Origin of the sequence: Pseudomonas sp. NPDC098740, from assembly GCF_044760065.1 — a bacterium.
GTDB lineage: Bacteria > Pseudomonadota > Gammaproteobacteria > Pseudomonadales > Pseudomonadaceae > Aquipseudomonas > Aquipseudomonas rossensis.
Genome location: NZ_JBIWAM010000010.1, coordinates 132877 through 150406, shown reverse-complemented (window position 1 = coordinate 150406; position 17530 = coordinate 132877). Strand labels below are relative to the sequence as shown.

Sequence of the window (17530 nt, the reverse complement as noted above, 5' to 3'; positions counted from 1 at the left end):
CCGCTAGGCGGATCCGCCGGGTTTGGCTACGCTCAAGCCCTATCAGGACGCGGATACCAGGAACCCTGCGATGCCTCACTGGCTGGTCATTGATCTAGAAGCCACCACCGATGAGGGTGGTTGGCCAGTAACAGAAATGGAAATCATCGAAATCGGCGCCACCCTGGTGGACCGAAATGGCCGAGAACTGGATAGCTTTCAGCGCTTCGTGCGTCCGACGCGTCGGCCTTTGCTGACGCCGTTTTGCCGGGAACTGACCCGCATCACCCAGGCCAACATCGACGCCGCACAGCCTCTGAGCGAGGTCTGGGCGTCGTTCGAACACTGGCTCGGCCAGCATCACTCGCGCCTCGAAGGCTGGGCCAGTTGGGGCGATTACGATCGCAAACAGTTGGTTCAGGAGTGGGAGCACCTGCAACTCGACAGCGCCCTGAGCCGGGTGCCGCACATGAACCTCAAACAGCGCTTTGCCAAGGCTCGCCGGCTGGAACGCCCGCTGGGGCTTAACGGCGCGCTGCAACTGGCGGGCATGCAGTTCAGTGGCCAACAACATCGGGCGCTGGAAGATGCGCGCAATACCGCACGATTATTGCCACTGGTTCTTCCGCTTTAGAGAGGTGACGCCGGCATGGGCCTTGTGCATACTGGCCGGCCCTTTTTAGCCCTTTTCGAGGAATCGCCCATGTTTAAAGTCAACGAGTACTTCGACGGCACCGTCAAGTCGATCGCCTTTGGCACCGCTGAAGGTCCTGCGACCATCGGCGTCATGGCACCGGGCGAATACGAATTCGGCACCAGCCAGCGTGAAATCATGCACGTGGTGTCCGGCGCCCTGACCGTCAAACTGCCGGACAGCAGCGACTGGGAAACCTTCGCCGCCGGCAGCCAGTTCAACGTGCCCGCCAACAGCAAGTTCCAGCTGAAAGTGGCCGTCGACACCGCTTACCTGTGCGAATACCGCGGCTAAACCCCTGGGTGTTCACAGCGACAAAAAATGCCCGTGTCCTTGGACACGGGCACTTTTTGTTCAAGGGCAGTCATTCAAATTGTCTTATTCCAGGACCGTCACCGGTATACCGACTTCGAGTTGGCCATTGCTGTCGTTGACCAGGTTCTGTCCGAACATCGCGCCGTCGGCTTCGGCACGGTATTTCTGCAACGTAGCCAGAGGTTCGCGATCTTCACTGCGCTCGCCGGTTTGCGGGTCGATGGTGGTCAGAATGCAGCGTGAACACGACTTGACCACGCGGAACTCGACATCGCCGATGCGGATGCGCTTCCAGCCATCTTCGGCATACGCCTCGCTGCCCTCGATCACCAGGTTGGGCCGAAAGCGCAGCATTTCCAGCGGGCGGCCGACTTTTTGCGACAAGTCCTCCAGTGAGGCCTGTCCGATCAGCAACAGCGGAAAGCCATCGGCGAAGGCCACCTGATCATTCTCCTTGCCGTAGCCGGCCTGGGTGGTCCGTGCGCGATCAAGAGGTACTTGTACCAGGCGAGTCGGTTTACCAATGAACTCACTGACCCAGGCACCCGCCTCGTCACCGGCATCCGGCACACGCAACGTATCGCGCCAAATGGTCACGCCACGCAGTTCCGCGTCGCTGGCAGGCAAGGCGATATCGATCGGTGAGCGGCCCGGCGCACTGAGGGTCAAGCCACCGTCGGCATTCCACAACGCCGACAGCTGACTCATCTGCGCCACCGCACGTTGAGTCAGAAAGCGCCCGCTGGCCTCGTCCACCAGCATCCAGCGTCGATCACCGTCCAGGCCCAGCTTGTCGAGGCTGACCTGCTTCAGGATCTCACCCTTGCCGGATTTCAACGGATAACGATAAAGCGCGCTCAGACGCAACATGGCCAGCTCCCTGGTGGGCAAAAAACGCCACCCTATACGAGCTTGGTCGCCGAATCAAAGGTTGACGTCAAGTCAGCCTTTGCGGGTGGTGTCAGGCAGGCACTTCATCAAGCATCAGACGCTGGCGCACCACATCAACGAGTTTGTCCGGCTGGAATTTGGAGAGGAAGTTGTCGCAGCCGACCTTCTTCACCATCGAGTCGTTGAAGCTGCCGGACAACGAGGTATGCAGAACCACATAAAGGCCACGCAGACGCGGGTCGTTGCGGATTTCCGTGGTCAGGCGATAGCCGTCCATCTCCGGCATTTCCGCGTCGGTGAAGATCATCAGCAGTTTGTCGGTCATGTTCACACCGGTATCGGCCCAGGCCTTGAGCATGTTCAGTGCCTTCAAGCCATCGCTGGCGATGTGCATCTTCACGCCCAACTGACCCAGGGTGTCACGCAATTGCGACAGCGCCACGTTCGAGTCGTCCACCAGCAGCACTTCACGGCCACGGGCACGCTCGAGAACCGGATCGTCGAGTTTGTCGCGCGAGACCTTGGCGTTGTACGGAACGATTTCCGCCAGGACTTTTTCGACGTCGATGATTTCCACCAACTGATCGTCGACCTTGCTGATGGCCGTCAAATAATGCTGACGACCTGCGCTGGCCGGCGGCGGCAGAATGGCTTCCCAGTTCATGTTGACGATACGGTCCACACCACCGACCAGGAACGCCTGCACCGAACGGTTGTACTCGGTGACGATGATCGTACTGGTCGGGCTTGGCACCAGCGGACGCATACCAATGGCCTGGGACAGGTCGATCACCGGCAGGGTCTGGCCACGCAAATTAACCACACCGCAGACAAACGGATGACGCTGGGGCATCAGGGTCAGCTTCGGCAGTTGCAGCACTTCCTGCACTTTGAACACGTTGATCGCGAACAATTGCCGTCCGGCCAGCCGGAACATGAGAATTTCCAGGCGATTCTCACCCACCAGTTGCGTGCGTTGGTCTACCGTGTCGAGAATGCCGGCCATCAATGACTCCTGGGCTTGTTCTGATGAATTCACTAAAGGGGGTTATCGGCTGTTTTTGCCGGACCTTGACCCCCGTGTAAAATGCCACGACCAAACATTGATGTCACATTAACATCATGCTTTACTGGCCAGGCGATTTCATCTGCCCCATTGCCTGCCGCGAGACCTCGTTTCGTTCGGTTGGTTCCCCCGTGTAAGGGATTCCCCTAGTAACAATCAGGCCCAACCTGATATTCGCAACATCCAATAGCCATTAATGTGACGCCATTCTCATTGCATGAACGGAGTCAGGCTTTTGTGTGCGATCGCAGGTAAGTGGCCATCCACCCTATCGAGTTCCCCAGCCTGCAGCCAGACAGGCCGGCGCGCGATCTCACGACGGCATGGCAATGCGGGGACTCTGACCGTCCCCGTCGACACACTCGACATCCCCTCATTTGACATGACGTTGTGGAGATAAGCATGCCGAACGATCGTAAAGAGTGGGCTCAACGGCTCCCTGAGTTTCTCGTCGAAGCAGAGACACTCCTGGTCAAAACCGAGGAATGCCTGAGTCATTTGCAACTGATCAGCAATGACAAGGATGCCATCGACTGCATGCTTAGCACCCTGCTCAAACTGGCCAACAAGGCTGATGCCCTCGCTCTGGCAGCCGTTTCGGAGTTTTCGTTGCACATTCATGGTTTGCTGAGCCATGCCCAGAATCACATGGATTTACACGACCAGGCCCTGAGTGCGCTGAAAGACTGCCTGACGTTGATCGCCTGGCAACTCGAGCTTATCGATCAGAAGACCGGCCAACTCAGCCTTGATGACAGCGAACAGACATCCCTGATCGAAGCCTTCGCCTTTCAGGTCGGACACAGTCAGTTTCAGCCCCCCGCTAATTCCAAACCGTTCACACTCGTTTCCTTTGCAGGTCGGCAAGCCTGAATTATCGAGCCCCTATGCCGTGCTGTGAATTTTTATTGCCATGACTGCCCTTCCAACTTTAGCGGGCTCATGTCGCATTTGAATATTCCATACCTACCTACGACATCTCGAAACAAATAAACCATTCTTGCCACCCAACTTTTTCCATTATGGAACTGCTGTCCATAAATGCTTGTTTCCTGACTCTGCAGACCTATATACCAAACGCGACCAACGGTATCTTAAGTGGTATTATGCCGCCCATTAGTTGACGTCAATTAATGGCAGAGTGACTCCAGACAGAGACCCGTCATCCTCGATGCCCGGTCTTCCCGCAGCGAACATCCATTGGCTCCATCCGCTATGTACGCCAGCCTCAAGTCAATCACCCCAAGGCCACCCTCCCCAAAAAACGCACGCCTGGTCACGCTTATGTTGTGTACCTGCTCGGCGCTTGGCTGCCTGCTGATTTATAGCCTGTCCACTCCTCTGCCGCTGAGTCTGCTGGTACTCAATATTGCGGCATTGACCTGCGTCTGGGTGCAGTATTGTCTTTCGCGCAAGTCGATAAAGTTTCAACCCCAGGAGTTGGCTGACCGGCTGTTGGAGGTTCAGGAAAACGAACGCCACCGGCTCAGTCGGGAACTGCATGACGACATCGGCCAATTGCTGACCGCGGCAAAACTTCAAAGCGACTGGCTCAAACGCCGAATGCCCGAAGAACTTCAGGGCCAGTGTTCGGTGCTCTGCGACACGCTGGAAGAAACCCTGGCCAAAGTGCGAGACGTATCGGCCATTCTCAATCCGAGGCAGCTGACCAGTCTCGGGCTGGAAGCCAGTCTGCGGGCGCATTTACTCAAGACGCTGGCCAACACGCCGGTGCACTGGAGCCTGGAATGCCATCAGCGTTTGGCCGGTATACCGGAGGAAATGACGGTGGCTGCCTTTCGAATCACTCAGGAAGCGGTGACCAATATATTGCGCCATGCCGAAGCGAAAAATCTGTTGGTCCGCCTGCAACGTCTGCCGCAGGGCCTGACACTGTTAATCAGTGACGATGGCCTGGGATTCGCGCCAGCGAACGATCCAGGTCGTGAGGGGCAACGTGGAATGGCAGGGATGTCGGAACGGATCAATCAGCTGGGAGGCACACTGAGCGTGACCAGCGAGCCGGGCAAAGGCACTCAAATCGAAGCACTCTTCCCCTGGGCGCCTCGTGCGCTCGAACGGGCCAGTACGAATAAGGTTATGCGTTGACTTGTAACTTACTTCTGGTGGATGACCACTCGCTTATCAGGGCAGGCGTGCGCGCTCTGGTGCTGGATATTCCCGGCTACGCGGTAATCGGTGAGGCCAATGACGGCTCGCAGTTGCTCGAGATGGTCGAGCATCTGTCCCCCGACATCATCCTGCTGGATATTTCCATGAAGGAAACCAGTGGCCTTGACGCATTGCAGCGACTCAAGCGAGTACGCCCGCAGAGCAAGGTGCTGATCCTGTCGATGCACACTGATCCAGCACTCATCATGCAGGCACTGGAATCCGGTGCACATGGCTACCTGCTCAAGGACACCACGGCTACCGAGCTTGAACATGCCCTGGATGCCTTGCGTAACAACGAACGCTACCTGAGCCCGGCCATCGCCCACACCGTCATCAACCAGGCGCTGACCCGAACTCAGAAAAACCAGCCGGAACCTGCAGACTCGCACAACCTGACAGCGCGTCAGCTGGAAATCCTTCGGCTGATCGTTCGCGGAAAATCCACCCGGGAAATTGCCAATGGCCTGGGCCTCAGCATCAAGACCGTTGAAACCCACCGTTCGCAGATCATGAAGCGCTTGCAGATCTACGATGTGGCGGGCCTGGTGCTGTTCGCCGTGCGCGAGCAGATCATCAGCCTGGATGATTGATCAATTGCGATGACCCCAGCAGCGGCGAGTTTTCAGGTAAATGCACGCGCAGTGCCGCTGGACGTGTCGAGAAACGCAAGTTGTCACCTTCCAGAGGTTCGCCATCGAGGTTGATGTAGAGGCCTTCCGCAACCTTGATTTCGACCCAGGGCAATCGGACTCGTACAAACATGTTATCGATGCCGAAGCCATCGGTCAGCAGGCTTTTCAAAGTCCCGACGACTTCCTGCGGAGCAGGCAGAATACTGATGTCCAGCAGGCCATCGTCAGCCAGCGCTTCTGGACACAACACATGTCCACCGCCGGCCTGCCGGCCATTGCCGATGCCCAATGCCAACAGCTCGCCACTCCACTGGAAATCAGGCCCCTGCAACTCGCCATAGGCTGCGTGCAACTCACTGAAGCGCGATAAACCGGTGAACAGGTAAGCCGCGCCCCCGAGGATTTTTTTCAAGTCCTCCGAGGTGTTTGCCGTGACCTGACTGCCAAAACCGCCCGTGGCCATATTCAGGAACACCTGCCCACCGACCTCCCCCAGATCAATGGCGCTCGGCGCAGTGTCAAGAAGATCCAGCGCCTGATCGGGCTCCAGAGGCACGCCGGCGGCACGAGCAAAATCATTGGCGGTCCCCAAGGGCATCAGTATCAGGCTGGCCTGCGTCGTATGCGACGCCATAGCCTCGGCAATATCACGCAAGGTGCCATCACCGCCGCCGGCGATGATCTGCATGTAGCCTGCCGCCAGCGCTTCATCCACCAGCCGCTGGGCGTCGCCGGCCTCCCAGGTCACTCGAACGGCCAGCTCCCAACCCTGTTGGCGCTTGCCCTCCACGGCAGAACGGACCGCCTCGTTGAGCGCTTGCTTGCCATGCAGAATCAACAGTGCCTTGCGTTCGCTCATTGCTGTCACTCCCAAGATTGAATTCCGTATGGGAGATGTTGACCTCATCTCGTCACATAAAAGTCGAAAGAATTTGAATTATTTGAAGTCGAGCAGTATGGCGTCCTACAAGGCGGGACTTTTTCTTACAAGATGTGAGGAATCGGCTCAATTGACCGACCCATGCGATTGGTACACCTTGGCGCCTGCAGTTATCAAACATCAGCAGGAACTACACAGGGACGTGCCATGCAAAACCATGAAATCAGGTCACCGGACATCCCGGTCATACCGTTCGCAGAAAAACGCGTCAATCATCAAGCTGAATTCAAAAACAGCGCAAAGCCCATTGGAGAAGCTGCTATGGAATCTCGCGTCGTTGAATTGGAGACACACCTCAAATACATCCGACGAGACATGGATGAAATCCGTAGTGACGTCAAATCCATAAAACACAGGCTTGCCTATTCGGCTATCGGAACAGCCGTCGTCATCGGGGTTCTGGTCTGGATCGCCAATAGCCGTTTCGACCAGGTCGTGACACTCCTGGCTCACCAAGGGTAAGCCAGGAACGCAAAACCCGGTTCGATCAACCGGGTTTGCGCAGTAAGCCCGCGGCAGGAGTCAGCTCAGGACTTCGCTCAGCGGGATGAAGTCCACGTAGTCACCTTCGATCAGCGTGCGATCCTCCAGCACCTCAACCAGGCCATCAGCCCAGGCAGCGCTACGCAGTACACCAGAACTCTGATTACTGTAGATAATTGCCCGGCCATTCTCCAGACGTCCGCGCAAGTACTCGCGTCGATTGCCTGATTTTGGCCATGCAAACCCTGCAGGCACCTGAAACTTCAGGGGCTCAACCTCTTTTACACCCTGTCGGCGCAAGAGATAGGGCCTTGCCAACAAAGCAAAGGTCACCAACGTTGAAGCCGGATTGCCAGGCAAACCAATCACAGGTACGCCGCGAAAATGCCCGAATGTCAACGGTTTGCCGGGTTTGATGGCGAGTTTCCACAACGTCAACTCACCCTCTTCACGCAAGGCAATGCCCAGAAAGTCAGCCTCTCCTACCGAGACACCACCGGTGGAAAGGATCAGATCGACATCTTTCAATTCACCCAGTCGAGCGCGGGTGGTCGCTAAATCATCCGGAAGAATTCCGGCATCGATCACCTCACAGCCCAGGCGCTGCAACCAGCTGCAAAGCAACACTCGATTGCTGTTGTAGATCTGTCCCGGCCCCAGAGCCTGACCCGGTTCAATCAGTTCATCCCCGGTGGACAGAACAGCAACGCGAACCTTGCGAATCACGTCCAGTTCTGCGCATCCCAGCGATGCAGCCAACCCCTGTTCGATCGGCCCGAGGCGCGTGCCGGCCGGCAGAATCAATTCACCAACAGTAGCTTCCTGGCCTTGAGGACGAATGTTTTGTCCTGGAGTCATGGTTTCGGTGAAACGTACTCGCTCATCCGCCTGAACCTCGGTGTTTTCCTGCATCTCGACGCAATCTGCACCTGCGGGCACTGGCGCACCGGTGAAGATTCGTGCACAGGTGCCAGGCTTCAAGGGCTCCGGAGCCTGACCGGCAAAAATCTTCTGGCTGACCACCAATGGCTCTCCAGTCCAGTCGGCCATGCGCAAGGCATAGCCGTCCATGGCACTGTTGGGCCAAGGTGGCAGATCAAGCGTCGAGACCAGGTCATCGGCCAGCACCCGGCCCTGAACCTGCGCCAATGGCAAGCGTTCACGCTCACAAATCGGTGAGGCTTCGGCCATTGCCAGCAAGCGTGCCAGTGCCACCTCGACAGCCATCAGACTGCCAGTCTTGCCTGGCTTACCCGCGGGATTCACAGGGTGCCGCCTGTTTGAGATGAGCGACGAAGTTGCACGGGCGGTGCCGCGAATCCAGCTGCTCGGCAAGAATGCCATCCCAGCCGGTGCGCACGGCATTGGTCGAACCCGGTAAACAGCAGACCAGCGTGCTATTGGACAAGCCGGCCAGGGCACGGGACTGAACAGTAGAGGTGCCAATATCCGCCAACGATATCTGCCTGAACAGCTCACCAAAACCGTCGACCTGTTTATCCAGCAGGCAACTCACCGCTTCCGGAGTGCTGTCGCGTCCCGTGAAACCGGTACCGCCAGTGATCAGCACCACCTGCACGACATCGTCGGCAATCCAGTGGGCGACTTGCGCGCGAATTTTGTAGAGATCATCTTTGAGCAGAACCCGGGCCGCCAGGTTATGGCCGGCAGCGCTCAAACGGTCGACGAAGACCTGTCCTGAGGTATCGGTTTCCAGGGTACGGGTATCGCTGACCGTCAGCACCGCGATATTGAGCGGTGCGAAAGGTACATCAGCCTTGGCTTTCATAGGCTCATCCAGTTGTAGGAGAAACAGCCCGGTGTTATATCACAGCGCCTCATTTTTTCGCCGCCCCCATGGAGACCTGCCATGACCTCGAATACACATCTGCCGCCCTGTTCCATTCTGCTCCTGGCAGGTGGTCGTGGCCAACGCATGGGCGGTCAGGACAAAGGGCTGCTGGAATGGCACGGCGAGCCATTGATTGCCCACTTGCACCGCAAGACCCGTTCCCTGAGCGATGACCTGATCATCTCCTGCAACAGAAACCTGGAAAAGTACGCGCCCTACGCCGACCAGCTGGTTCATGACGATGAAGGCGACTTTCCTGGCCCCCTGGCCGGTATTCGCGCAGGCCTGAAGGCCGCCCGCCATGCGCATTTGCTGGTGCTACCGTGTGACGTACCACGCATAGACGCCGCGCTGCTCAATAGCATGCGCGACTCCGCCAGCCAGCACCCGGACCAACCGCTGATGCTGCGCCATGGCGAACACTGGGAACCTCTGCTGTGCATCATCCCCGTGGCGCTCTCGGCCGATATCGAAAGCGCCTGGAACGACGGTGAACGCAGCCCGGGGCGCCTCATGCGCAAACTGGGCGCTACCGCCCTGCAATGCCCCGACAATGATCCACGCCTGGCAAACCTCAACACACCAGAACTGTTAAGTGCCCACAACTCTGTGTCAGACTGACAGGAGAAGGAACTTGCACGCGCTGTACACGTCTCAAGCTCAGTAACCAAAAGAATTCATATTCGGAGACACACTCATGACTCAACGGACCCTCGCCACTTTCATGCTCGCACTGGGCCTCGCTACCCTCGCCGGTTGCGCATCGCCTACAGTGATCACCTTGAATGACGGTCGAGAAATCCAGGCTGTCGACGCGCCACAGTTCGATAAAGATTCGGGTTTCTACGAATTCGAACAACTGGATGGCAAGCAGACCCGCATCAACAAGGATCAGGTTCGTACCGTTAAAGAGCTGTAATTTTTGCGGTGACAACCGGATATGGAAAAGCCCGCTTTATGCGGGCTTTTTCGTGGCTGAAGATCAGCTGATTTGCTGAACTCGCGATCACCACTGCAGGGTGATGGTGCTTTCGAATGCTCTTTCCTGGCCGGTGACCGGGTCCACAAACCGTAGCCCCTGAGCGAGCAGTTTCAAAGGATTGGCATAGTCATCCTCAACATCCTTGAGTACGTGAGGATAAAACGGATCGTTGCAGATGCTGGCGCCCAAGGCTGTCATGTGCACCCGCAATTGATGCTTCTTGCCCGTCACCGGGTAAAGCGCATAACGCCAGAGGTCACCGTTCTTCTCCCTGACTTCGACAGCCGTTTCGGTATTGCTGACGCCCGGACCTTCCTGCATGCGGAAGAAAGGCTCGCCATCGATGAGTCGGCTCTTATGGATCAATGGAAAAGAGAGTTCAGGCAACGCTCGCGCAATTGCCTCGTAGCGCTTTTCGATCTGCCGCGTAGGAAACAACGACTGATAGGCAGAACGGCTCTGAGGGTTGGCGGAAAACAGCACCAGCCCCGCGGTGTGCCGGTCAATGCGATGCAAAGGCACCAGATGCGGGTTATCGAGTCGACGGATCAGCCGCCGCAACAGGGTCTGCTCCACGTATTCACCCGCCGGAGTCACCGGCAGAAAATGCGGCTTGTCCGCCACGACCAGATGCTCATCCGCGTACAGAATCGACTCAACCACCGGGATCGGCTTTTCGTCCGGCACCTCACGGAAATAATGAATCCGCAAGCCTTCCTTGTAAGGCAGATCAAGGGCGATCGGCATGCCGTGACCGTCGAGGACACGACCGCGAGCGATTCTGTCCAGCCATTGTTCACGACCGATGGCGCTGAAATGTTCGCACAGACAATCGAGTACGGTCTGCCACGGACCAGGCGGCAAGTAGAGCGTGCTGGCCTGGTTGTGTGCAGCAGAAAAAGATGAAGTGGACATACGAAAGTTCTAACCCTCAATACAGGGCAGCATTATCCAACAGCGGCCGGAACGAACCTAGAAGAGAATCCTCAAGCCGGTATCTGCGCGCGCGCTGCCGCTTCGGTGAACTCCTTGAGCCAGCGCAGCACATCGACTGCCTCCCAGCGACCAGGATCATAAAGCGCATACAACAAACCCTGATAACCCACGACATCCAACTGCCGGTGATAACCCGCGCGCTGGAACAAGGCTTCGATTTCGGCGAAACAGGTATTGAAATGCAGTTTATTGAAGGGAGTTTTTCCTTCTGTCACCAGGCCATCCAGACGCAATTCGAGGACAGCCTCGCGCACCACGTCCGCCGACATCCGGTTCACGCTGTTCTTCAATTGTTCGACATTGACCACGATTCATCCCTCTCACGCCCGGACCGCCTGCCCAAACCCGAAAACCAGGGGTGCAAGGCAGGTATCACGAATAACTGTATACGCATACAGTATCCGATCAGCACCGGTAAAGCCAAGAGGATCCATCGCAAAGTTCGACAGGCGGGAACACCGCCACCGCAACCACCGCTTAACGCAGGAACGCCACTACCTGATCGGCACTGAACGGCCAGCCCAGCTCAGCACCAGTATCGACCCGCCGTAATACCGGAATACGCAGACTGTAAGCTTCGAACCATGTTTCGTCGTCCGCGATATCCACCAGCTCCACCAGCAAACCGCGCTCGACAAATTCCATCAGCATGGCTTCGGCGACTTCACAGAGATGACACCCAAGGGTGCCGAACAGCTGACATTCAGGAAGCATGAGCGCTCAACCGAAAAAATTAAGTCACCATTCTAGGCCTGCCCCGAAAAGCCGTCGAGCCATTGAATGCTCTACCCTTGGGCCATAACGGCAACGGATCACGGCAATACGCTGACGCACATCAGTCGTCTTCAATACCCATTGCGCGATGCTCACGGATTATTTGCCTCTACGCTTGAATTGCCAGCGTCCATCACCGGAGTTTTTTGTGTTCGCCAACCTGTTGATCATCCTCGCCTCCTCCCTGGTGATGATTGCACTGTTCCAGCGCCTGCGATTGCCACCGGTGCTGGGTTACCTGTGCGTGGGACTGATGATCGGGCCGACAGCATTCAACTGGGTGAATGAAAGCGAAGAGCTGCCGGACCTCGCCGAGTTGGGCGTGGTGTTTCTGTTGTTCTCCCTTGGGCTGGAATTTTCCCTGTCAAAAATGCTCGTGTTGCGCCGAGTGGTGTTTGGGCTTGGCAGTCTGCAGGTGCTGTGCTCCGGGATGCTGCTAGGTGGTTTGCTGATGCTGCTCGGCATGCCGATCACGCCTGCGCTGTTACTCGGCGCCGGCCTGTCGCTGTCTTCCACGGCCATTGTCAGTAAAGAGCTGAGCAGTCTCGGCGAGATTTTCAGCAGCCACGGCCAGAATGCCATTGCCGTGTTGCTGTTCCAGGACGTCGTCGCGGTATTGCTGCTGACCCTGGTGCCGGTGTTCGCTGGCAGCAGCGATCAGGCCTGGTATTGGGCGCTGCCACTGACGCTGGGTAAAACCGTCGTGTTGTTCGTCGGCCTGTTGCTGGCCAGTCGCTGGTTACTGCCGCGGCTGTTCCATGAAGTGGCGGCTGCCCGTTCCCCGGAACTGTTCGTGCTACTGGCGCTAGTCATTGTTCTGCTGACGGCGTGGCTGACGCACCTGCTCGGTCTCTCGCCTGCCCTGGGTGCGTTTCTCGCCGGCATGCTGCTGGGGGAAAGCCATTACCGGCACCAGATCGAGGCCGACATCCGCCCGTTCCGCGACATCCTGCTCGGGCTGTTCTTCGTCAGTATCGGCATGCTGATCGACTTGCAGTTGTTCGCCAGCCACGGCCTGCTGATTCTCGGTCTGACCCTGGGGTTGTTGCTGCTCAAGGGCAGCGTCGTTGCGCTGCTGGTCAAATGGCGTGGCAGCGATGGCGAAACCGCCTGGCGCAGCGGCCTGGCATTGGCCCAGGGCGGCGAGTTCTGCTTTGCGCTGATGGCACAGATGCAGCAGAACAAACTGATGCCCGCGGATTTTGGTGGCCTGTTGCTGGCGGCGACCTTCTGTTCGATGCTCGTCACGCCGTTGTTGCTGCGCGCCGCGCCCCACATCGCCACACGCCTGCATCGCAAACCCAACGAAGAAGCAAAACTTGAAGAAATCAGCGCGCTCAATGCCGGGTTACACAACCATGTCGTTATATGTGGCTACGGTCGTGTAGGTCAGTCAATCGGACGCGCACTACGCAACGCGCAGCAACCCTACATCGCACTGGATACTGATCCGGTGCGTGTCCACGAAGCCGCCGTTGGTGAAACCTGTGTGCATTATGGCGACTCACGTCGCGGTGAACTGCTGGTCGCGATAGGGCTGGAGCGCGCCAGGCTGTTGGTGATCGCCGTGGATCAGGCCGACATCGCGTTGCTGATCCTCAAGGAAGCGCGGCGACTCAACGCGACCGTGCCGATTCTGGTGCGCACGCGCGACGACAGCCAGTTGGCCGAGTTGAAGGCAGCCGGCGCCAGCGAAGTCGTGCCTGAACTGCTGGAGTCGAGCCTGATGCTCGCCTCCCATGCGCTGATCATGCTGGGATTACCTGCGCATCAAGTGCAGGAGCGGGCCGACCAGATACGGCACGACCGCTATCGTCTGCTGCACGGTTTCTATCCAGGCGCTGACGACGAAGAGACCTAGTCCTGGCTCACAGAGCCAATCTTGTGCACCGACAAGTCAGCGCCGTAATACTCTTCTTCCTGACTCAGGCGCAGACCATGGAACGCCTTGATCGCGCCATACACGGCAAAGCCACCAGCCAGCGCCACAACCACCCCCAACGCAGTGCCGATCAACTGGCTGATCAGACTCACGCCGCCCAGCCCACCCAACGCGCTTTGGCCGAAAATGCCGCAGGCGATTCCGCCCCAGACGCCACACAAACCATGCAACGGCCAAACTCCCAGCACATCGTCGATGCGCCATTTGACTTGAGCCGCAGTGAAGCACCAGACAAACAATGCCCCGGCGATGACGCCAGTGATCAGCGCGCCCACCGGGTGCATCAGATCGGAACCGGCGCAGATCGCCACCAGCCCGGCCAGCGGGCCGTTATGCAGAAAGCCCGGGTCATTGCGCCCGACGATCAGCGCCGCCACGGTACCGCCGACCATGGCCATCAACGAGTTCACCGCCACCAGCCCGCTGACACCTTGCAGGGTTTGCGCGCTCATCACGTTGAAACCGAACCAGCCAACGATCAGGATCCACGACCCCAGCGCCAAAAAGGGAATGCTCGAGGGCGCGAACGCCACCAGTCGCCCTTCGCGATAGCGACCATTGCGCGGCCCGAGCAACAACACCGCCGCCAGAGCCAGCCAACCGCCCATGGCGTGGACCACCACCGAGCCGGCGAAATCATGGAAGCTGGCGCCAAAGTGCTCCAGCAACCAGGCTTGCAGGCCAAAGTTGCCGTTCCAGATCATGCCCTCGAAGAACGGATAGATGAATGCCACGATCAGTGCCGTCGCGCACAACTGCGGGACAAACCGGGCACGCTCGGCGATGCCTCCGGAAATGATCGCGGGTATCGCCGCAGCAAAGGTCAGCAGAAAGAAAAACTTCACCAGCCCATAGCCATGATCAGCATTGATCACAGCCGCCGGTTGCATGAAGGTCACCCCATAGGAAATCCAATAGCCTATAAAGAAGTAGGCCAGGGTCGAAATGGCGAAGTCGCTGAGAATCTTCGACAAGGCATTGACCTGGTTCTTTTGTCGAACCGTGCCGACTTCAAGAAAGGCGAAACCGGCGTGCATCGCCAGCACCATGACCGCGCCGATCAGAATGAACAACGTATTGGAGCTATGGACCAGACTGTCCACAGCGCTTTGCAGATTTTCCATGGGGTGGGCAGACCTGAAGGCTAAAAAAGCACCAAAGCAGTTCGCGCAGACAATTCATGCACCAAGTTGCACCTTGCCGAGATCAGCAGATTGATCCCGATGAGCCGCTTTGGCGCACAAGGTTGGAACCTTTGCGCGAGTTTTCATTATTTGAGATAAGGTTTTGCTCGAATCCTGCCCAGCAACAGCGCAACGGCGCAGGCAGACGCACCACGACATAGCAAAAGTTGTACCAGTCATTTGTACTGAACCTTCACGCAAGGCTCATACTCGAACGCTTCAGAAGCCACTTACGGAGATCCACCCATGGCCAGCATCAAGGCAAAGACTGCTCAAGAAATCCTGATGAACGATTTTCAGACTCTGGTCAGCGACACCGAACGCTTGCTGGAACACACCGCAACGCTGGCCGGCGATCAGGCTGATGAGTTGCGCGAGCAAATCCACGACAGTCTGCTGCGTGCGCGCGAAACCTTGAAATTGACCGAAGACTCCCTGCGCGAACGCAGCAAGGCCGCCGTTACCGCCACCGAAGACTACGTCCAGGCCAACCCATGGCAATCGGTCGGGATCGCGGCCGGCGTGGGTTTCCTGCTTGGCTTGCTGGCCACTCGGCGCTGATATGGCGATCGGCGAATCCGGCTCGTCCGCGACGGGCCCAAGCTCCTCACCGCGGCGCCTGGGTGCCGCTTTTCTTGGACTGTTGCACAGCCATGTCGAACTGTTCGGCATCGAATTGCAGGAACAAAAAGCCCGCACGGTAAGCCTGTTGCTATTCGCAGGCCTGGCGCTGGTTTTTGCCTTGCTGTTGCTGGTGGGGTTGTCGACGCTGGTGTTGATCCTGTTTTGGGACACCTACCGTCTGGCGGCCATCATCGGGCTCTGTGTTTTCTACACACTTGCGGCCATTTTCTGTGCGATGCGCTTGAGAGCGGCGATTTTCGATGAATCGTCGCCCTTCCACGGCACCCTGGAAGAGTTGGCCAACGATCGGGAGCGTCTGCTGCCATGAGCCTGCCTGAACTGCCTCACAACAGCTCGCGCACCGAAATGCGCAAGGCACTGATCCGCCTGCGCATGGAAATGCATCGTCAGGAAATCCGACATGAATCCGCACAATTGCTGCAACCTTTGCAGCGCGTGCGCGGGATGACGCAAAACCTGCAGGATGGTTTCGGCATCAAGCACGCACCGCTCTGGGGCGTGGCCGCCGTGACCTTGCTGGGCTTTCTGACGGGTAAGGGCGCCAAGAGCGGTGGCGTCAGCAGCCTCACTCGACTGGTTCGTCTGGGCGCCACGCTGGGGCCATTGATCAAGCTGGTCATGCAAGGCTCTTCGCGTCACCACTAAGGCCGTTATCTGGCTGCATTCTTGCAAAATCGGGATTGAACCTCTTTATCGAGGGGTTCAATCCTGCGTGCCTACCCGGTGAACAGGTTTTATCCAATAACAAGACCTGACCAAGGAGGCCCCGTGATCGACGGGCAACCGCTCGCCTGTTTTCAGCCATTCATCGATACCGCCACCGGCCGTATCGCTGGTGTCGAGGCACTGGGAAGATTGCGCCAGGCCGACGGTCAACTGACCTCGGTGGGGCCGCTGTTCGCCGACCCGCGAACGCCCGCCATCGCGCTGCGTCGCCTGGATCGCCAGATCCGCGATAACGCGCTGAGCCGTCTACATGAAGCGGACTCGGACTGGTTTCTGAGCCTGAACATATCGCCACGCTGGATCAACCGCTTGCGGCCGGGCCAGGCTCTACCGAGCCTCAAGCAATTGAGCAGGCACAACGTCGATCCGCAACGCATTGTCTTCGAGATCACCGAATTGGGAGGCGATATTCAGCGCCTGGCCGACGTCGTGGCACGCTACCGACAGGCCGGCGCGAGGATCGCCATCGATGACTTCGGTGCCGGATACTCTCAACTTGATCGCGTACTCGCGCTGCAACCGGACATTCTCAAACTCGACATGCGCCTGTTCCAGGACGCTGCGTTAGGTGGACCGAGCAGCGACGTGGTCAAGGCTCTGGCGCAAATGGCGGAAAAAACCGGTTGCTGGATCATCGCCGAAGGGGTGGAAACCGAGGCTCAACTGAGTTTTGCCCTGGAGTGCGGTTCGCGCTACGTTCAGGGTTTTTTGTTCGCCCGGGCCCAAGTCGATTTCTTTGCCACGGACGCCTTCGTCGAGCGCTTCGCGCAACTGCGTCAGCGCTATGTTCTGCAGAAGCTGGATGAGCGCGGTCGCCTGATGATCATGCGCCAGCAACTCAGCGAGCTGATGACCATCCTGCAGGCATGGGCACAGGCCCGCGCGCCGCTCAGCGCCTTGCCACAACTGGATGCATTTCCCTGGCTGCTGCGCTTCTACCAATGCGACCGTCACGGCACGCAGCTGACGCCCAACCTTGAATGGCGCAACAACGGCTGGGAGGCCGACAATCGTTACCTGGGCCACAACTGGTCATGGCGCCCCTACTTCTATCACCTGCTGGCAGAGGGTTGGGAAGAACGCAGGCTAACGCTCTCCAACACTTACCGCGATGCCACCAGCAACCAGTACTGCCTCACCGCCGGGCAATTTTTCGACCACGGCGAACGACTGCTGCTCATCGATATCGACGCCGTCGGGCTGTAGTTCCGCTTGCAGGTCCGGACGCGAACCCGGAAGCTTAAGCAATCAGTC

General features: G+C 58.0%; 22 protein-coding genes. 13 read left to right on the top strand and 9 right to left on the bottom strand.

Features of this window, described 5'->3' with window-relative positions; all coding sequences use genetic code 11:
• Positions 1-70 precede the first annotated feature (70 nt).
• Positions 71-613 (top strand): exonuclease domain-containing protein, encoded by a 543-nt coding sequence (locus tag ACIQU2_RS15095; protein ID WP_403142068.1) that lies wholly within the window; start codon positions 71-73, stop codon positions 611-613.
• Between the two features lie 69 nt (positions 614-682).
• Entirely contained in the window at positions 683-967 is a 285-nt protein-coding gene (locus ACIQU2_RS15090; protein WP_007940055.1) for a pyrimidine/purine nucleoside phosphorylase, read from the top strand.
• Between the two features lie 84 nt (positions 968-1051).
• On the opposite strand, the gene ACIQU2_RS15085 is transcribed toward ACIQU2_RS15090, so the two are convergent.
• Both ACIQU2_RS15085 and ACIQU2_RS15080 read right to left on the bottom strand, forming a co-directional pair.
• Positions 1052-1858: an MOSC domain-containing protein gene (locus ACIQU2_RS15085; RefSeq protein WP_403142065.1), complete on the bottom strand. Its 807-nt coding sequence runs from the start codon at positions 1856-1858 to the stop codon at positions 1052-1054.
• A 91-nt stretch (positions 1859-1949) separates the two neighbouring features.
• Positions 1950-2885 (bottom strand): chemotaxis protein CheV, encoded by a 936-nt coding sequence (locus ACIQU2_RS15080; RefSeq protein ID WP_046049189.1) that lies wholly within the window; start codon positions 2883-2885, stop codon positions 1950-1952.
• Between the two features lie 462 nt (positions 2886-3347).
• Here ACIQU2_RS15080 and ACIQU2_RS15075 point away from each other — a divergent pair, with 462 nt between their 5' ends.
• The 3 genes from ACIQU2_RS15075 to ACIQU2_RS15065 all read left to right on the top strand — a co-directional run bounded on the left by ACIQU2_RS15075 (position 3348) and on the right by ACIQU2_RS15065 (position 5710).
• The gene (locus tag ACIQU2_RS15075) at positions 3348-3818 is read left to right on the top strand and encodes a hypothetical protein (protein WP_347804896.1); all 471 of its coding nucleotides are present in this window, start codon (positions 3348-3350) and stop codon (positions 3816-3818) included.
• 342 nt (positions 3819-4160) lie between these two features.
• The gene (locus ACIQU2_RS15070) at positions 4161-5054 is read left to right on the top strand and encodes a sensor histidine kinase (protein WP_347804905.1); all 894 of its coding nucleotides are present in this window, start codon (positions 4161-4163) and stop codon (positions 5052-5054) included.
• Entirely contained in the window at positions 5051-5710 is a 660-nt protein-coding gene (locus ACIQU2_RS15065; RefSeq protein WP_403142057.1) for a response regulator, read from the top strand. Before ACIQU2_RS15070 ends, ACIQU2_RS15065 begins: the two co-directional genes overlap by 4 nt.
• Here the strand turns inward: ACIQU2_RS15065 and yegS are convergent.
• Positions 5694-6611, bottom strand: a complete 918-nt coding sequence (gene yegS, locus ACIQU2_RS15060) for a lipid kinase YegS (RefSeq protein ID WP_347804897.1) — start codon at positions 6609-6611, stop codon at positions 5694-5696. The two genes, ACIQU2_RS15065 and yegS, sit on opposite strands and share 17 nt — an antisense overlap.
• A gap of 228 nt (positions 6612-6839) precedes the next feature.
• On the opposite strand from yegS, the gene ACIQU2_RS15055 reads away from it, so the two are divergent.
• Entirely contained in the window at positions 6840-7154 is a 315-nt protein-coding gene (locus ACIQU2_RS15055; protein ID WP_347804898.1) for a hypothetical protein, read from the top strand.
• 60 nt (positions 7155-7214) lie between these two features.
• On the opposite strand, the gene glp is transcribed toward ACIQU2_RS15055, so the two are convergent.
• Together glp and moaB are read right to left on the bottom strand one after the other, a co-directional pair.
• On the bottom strand, positions 7215-8441 hold the full coding sequence (glp, locus tag ACIQU2_RS15050; protein WP_403142051.1) for a gephyrin-like molybdotransferase Glp: 1227 nt from the start codon (positions 8439-8441) through the stop codon (positions 7215-7217).
• A complete protein-coding gene (moaB, locus tag ACIQU2_RS15045) occupies positions 8425-8964 on the bottom strand; it encodes a molybdenum cofactor biosynthesis protein B (RefSeq protein WP_403142048.1) in 540 nt (179 codons plus the stop codon). Before moaB ends, glp begins: the two co-directional genes overlap by 17 nt.
• 81 nt (positions 8965-9045) lie before the next feature.
• Here moaB and mobA point away from each other — a divergent pair, with 81 nt between their 5' ends.
• The gene (gene mobA / locus ACIQU2_RS15040) at positions 9046-9648 is read left to right on the top strand and encodes a molybdenum cofactor guanylyltransferase MobA (RefSeq protein ID WP_149629240.1); all 603 of its coding nucleotides are present in this window, start codon (positions 9046-9048) and stop codon (positions 9646-9648) included.
• A 76-nt stretch (positions 9649-9724) separates the two neighbouring features.
• Positions 9725-9946 (top strand): YgdI/YgdR family lipoprotein, encoded by a 222-nt coding sequence (locus ACIQU2_RS15035; RefSeq protein WP_282380102.1) that lies wholly within the window; start codon positions 9725-9727, stop codon positions 9944-9946.
• Positions 9947-10033: 87 nt separating this feature from the next.
• Here the strand turns inward: ACIQU2_RS15035 and ACIQU2_RS15030 are convergent, their stop codons facing one another.
• The 3 genes from ACIQU2_RS15030 to ACIQU2_RS15020 all read right to left on the bottom strand — a co-directional run bounded on the left by ACIQU2_RS15030 (position 10034) and on the right by ACIQU2_RS15020 (position 11719).
• Complete coding sequence (locus ACIQU2_RS15030; protein WP_347804902.1) at positions 10034-10924, bottom strand: pseudouridine synthase; 891 nt, start codon at positions 10922-10924, stop codon at positions 10034-10036.
• Positions 10925-10995: 71 nt separating this feature from the next.
• Complete coding sequence (locus ACIQU2_RS15025; protein WP_046049178.1) at positions 10996-11313, bottom strand: hypothetical protein; 318 nt, start codon at positions 11311-11313, stop codon at positions 10996-10998.
• Between the two features lie 169 nt (positions 11314-11482).
• On the bottom strand, positions 11483-11719 hold the full coding sequence (locus ACIQU2_RS15020; RefSeq protein ID WP_111452360.1) for a glutaredoxin family protein: 237 nt from the start codon (positions 11717-11719) through the stop codon (positions 11483-11485).
• 208 nt (positions 11720-11927) lie between these two features.
• Here ACIQU2_RS15020 and ACIQU2_RS15015 point away from each other — a divergent pair, with 208 nt between their 5' ends.
• The gene (locus ACIQU2_RS15015; protein WP_347804904.1) at positions 11928-13640 is read left to right on the top strand and encodes a monovalent cation:proton antiporter-2 (CPA2) family protein; all 1713 of its coding nucleotides are present in this window, start codon (positions 11928-11930) and stop codon (positions 13638-13640) included.
• Here ACIQU2_RS15015 and ACIQU2_RS15010 read toward each other — a convergent pair.
• Entirely contained in the window at positions 13637-14845 is a 1209-nt protein-coding gene (locus tag ACIQU2_RS15010) for an ammonium transporter (protein WP_403142038.1), read from the bottom strand. The two genes, ACIQU2_RS15015 and ACIQU2_RS15010, sit on opposite strands and share 4 nt — an antisense overlap.
• A gap of 306 nt (positions 14846-15151) precedes the next feature.
• On the opposite strand from ACIQU2_RS15010, the gene ACIQU2_RS15005 reads away from it, so the two are divergent.
• From ACIQU2_RS15005 to ACIQU2_RS14990, 4 genes are all read left to right on the top strand, one after another.
• Positions 15152-15466 (top strand): YqjD family protein, encoded by a 315-nt coding sequence (locus ACIQU2_RS15005; RefSeq protein ID WP_046049174.1) that lies wholly within the window; start codon positions 15152-15154, stop codon positions 15464-15466.
• A gap of 1 nt (position 15467) precedes the next feature.
• Entirely contained in the window at positions 15468-15857 is a 390-nt protein-coding gene (locus ACIQU2_RS15000) for a phage holin family protein (protein ID WP_008145878.1), read from the top strand.
• Positions 15854-16195, top strand: coding sequence for a hypothetical protein (locus ACIQU2_RS14995; RefSeq protein ID WP_140683436.1), 342 nt, complete (start codon positions 15854-15856; stop codon positions 16193-16195). The genes ACIQU2_RS15000 and ACIQU2_RS14995 overlap by 4 nt, the downstream gene beginning before the upstream one ends.
• Before the next feature lie 123 nt (positions 16196-16318).
• A complete protein-coding gene (locus ACIQU2_RS14990) occupies positions 16319-17482 on the top strand; it encodes an EAL domain-containing protein (protein ID WP_403142032.1) in 1164 nt (387 codons plus the stop codon).
• Positions 17483-17530 lie beyond the last annotated feature (48 nt).

Excerpts from the sequence above, each read along its gene's own strand:
- ACIQU2_RS15095 (WP_403142068.1), top strand. The coding sequence starts at position 71 with ATGCCTCACTGGCTGGTCATTGATCTAGAAGCCACCACCGATGAGGGT.
- ACIQU2_RS15090 (WP_007940055.1), top strand. The coding sequence starts at position 683 with ATGTTTAAAGTCAACGAGTACTTCGACGGCACCGTCAAGTCGATCGCC.
- ACIQU2_RS15085 (WP_403142065.1), bottom strand. The coding sequence starts at position 1,858 with ATGTTGCGTCTGAGCGCGCTTTATCGTTATCCGTTGAAATCCGGCAAG.
- ACIQU2_RS15080 (WP_046049189.1), bottom strand. The coding sequence starts at position 2,885 with ATGGCCGGCATTCTCGACACGGTAGACCAACGCACGCAACTGGTGGGT.
- ACIQU2_RS15075 (WP_347804896.1), top strand. The coding sequence starts at position 3,348 with ATGCCGAACGATCGTAAAGAGTGGGCTCAACGGCTCCCTGAGTTTCTC.
- ACIQU2_RS15070 (WP_347804905.1), top strand. The coding sequence starts at position 4,161 with ATGTACGCCAGCCTCAAGTCAATCACCCCAAGGCCACCCTCCCCAAAA.
- yegS (WP_347804897.1), bottom strand. The coding sequence starts at position 6,611 with ATGAGCGAACGCAAGGCACTGTTGATTCTGCATGGCAAGCAAGCGCTC.
- ACIQU2_RS15055 (WP_347804898.1), top strand. The coding sequence starts at position 6,840 with ATGCAAAACCATGAAATCAGGTCACCGGACATCCCGGTCATACCGTTC.
- moaB (WP_403142048.1), bottom strand. The coding sequence starts at position 8,964 with ATGAAAGCCAAGGCTGATGTACCTTTCGCACCGCTCAATATCGCGGTG.
- mobA (WP_149629240.1), top strand. The coding sequence starts at position 9,046 with ATGACCTCGAATACACATCTGCCGCCCTGTTCCATTCTGCTCCTGGCA.
- ACIQU2_RS15035 (WP_282380102.1), top strand. The coding sequence starts at position 9,725 with ATGACTCAACGGACCCTCGCCACTTTCATGCTCGCACTGGGCCTCGCT.
- ACIQU2_RS15030 (WP_347804902.1), bottom strand. The coding sequence starts at position 10,924 with ATGTCCACTTCATCTTTTTCTGCTGCACACAACCAGGCCAGCACGCTC.
- ACIQU2_RS15020 (WP_111452360.1), bottom strand. The coding sequence starts at position 11,719 with ATGCTTCCTGAATGTCAGCTGTTCGGCACCCTTGGGTGTCATCTCTGT.
- ACIQU2_RS15010 (WP_403142038.1), bottom strand. The coding sequence starts at position 14,845 with ATGGAAAATCTGCAAAGCGCTGTGGACAGTCTGGTCCATAGCTCCAAT.
- ACIQU2_RS15005 (WP_046049174.1), top strand. The coding sequence starts at position 15,152 with ATGGCCAGCATCAAGGCAAAGACTGCTCAAGAAATCCTGATGAACGAT.
- ACIQU2_RS15000 (WP_008145878.1), top strand. The coding sequence starts at position 15,468 with ATGGCGATCGGCGAATCCGGCTCGTCCGCGACGGGCCCAAGCTCCTCA.
- ACIQU2_RS14995 (WP_140683436.1), top strand. The coding sequence starts at position 15,854 with ATGAGCCTGCCTGAACTGCCTCACAACAGCTCGCGCACCGAAATGCGC.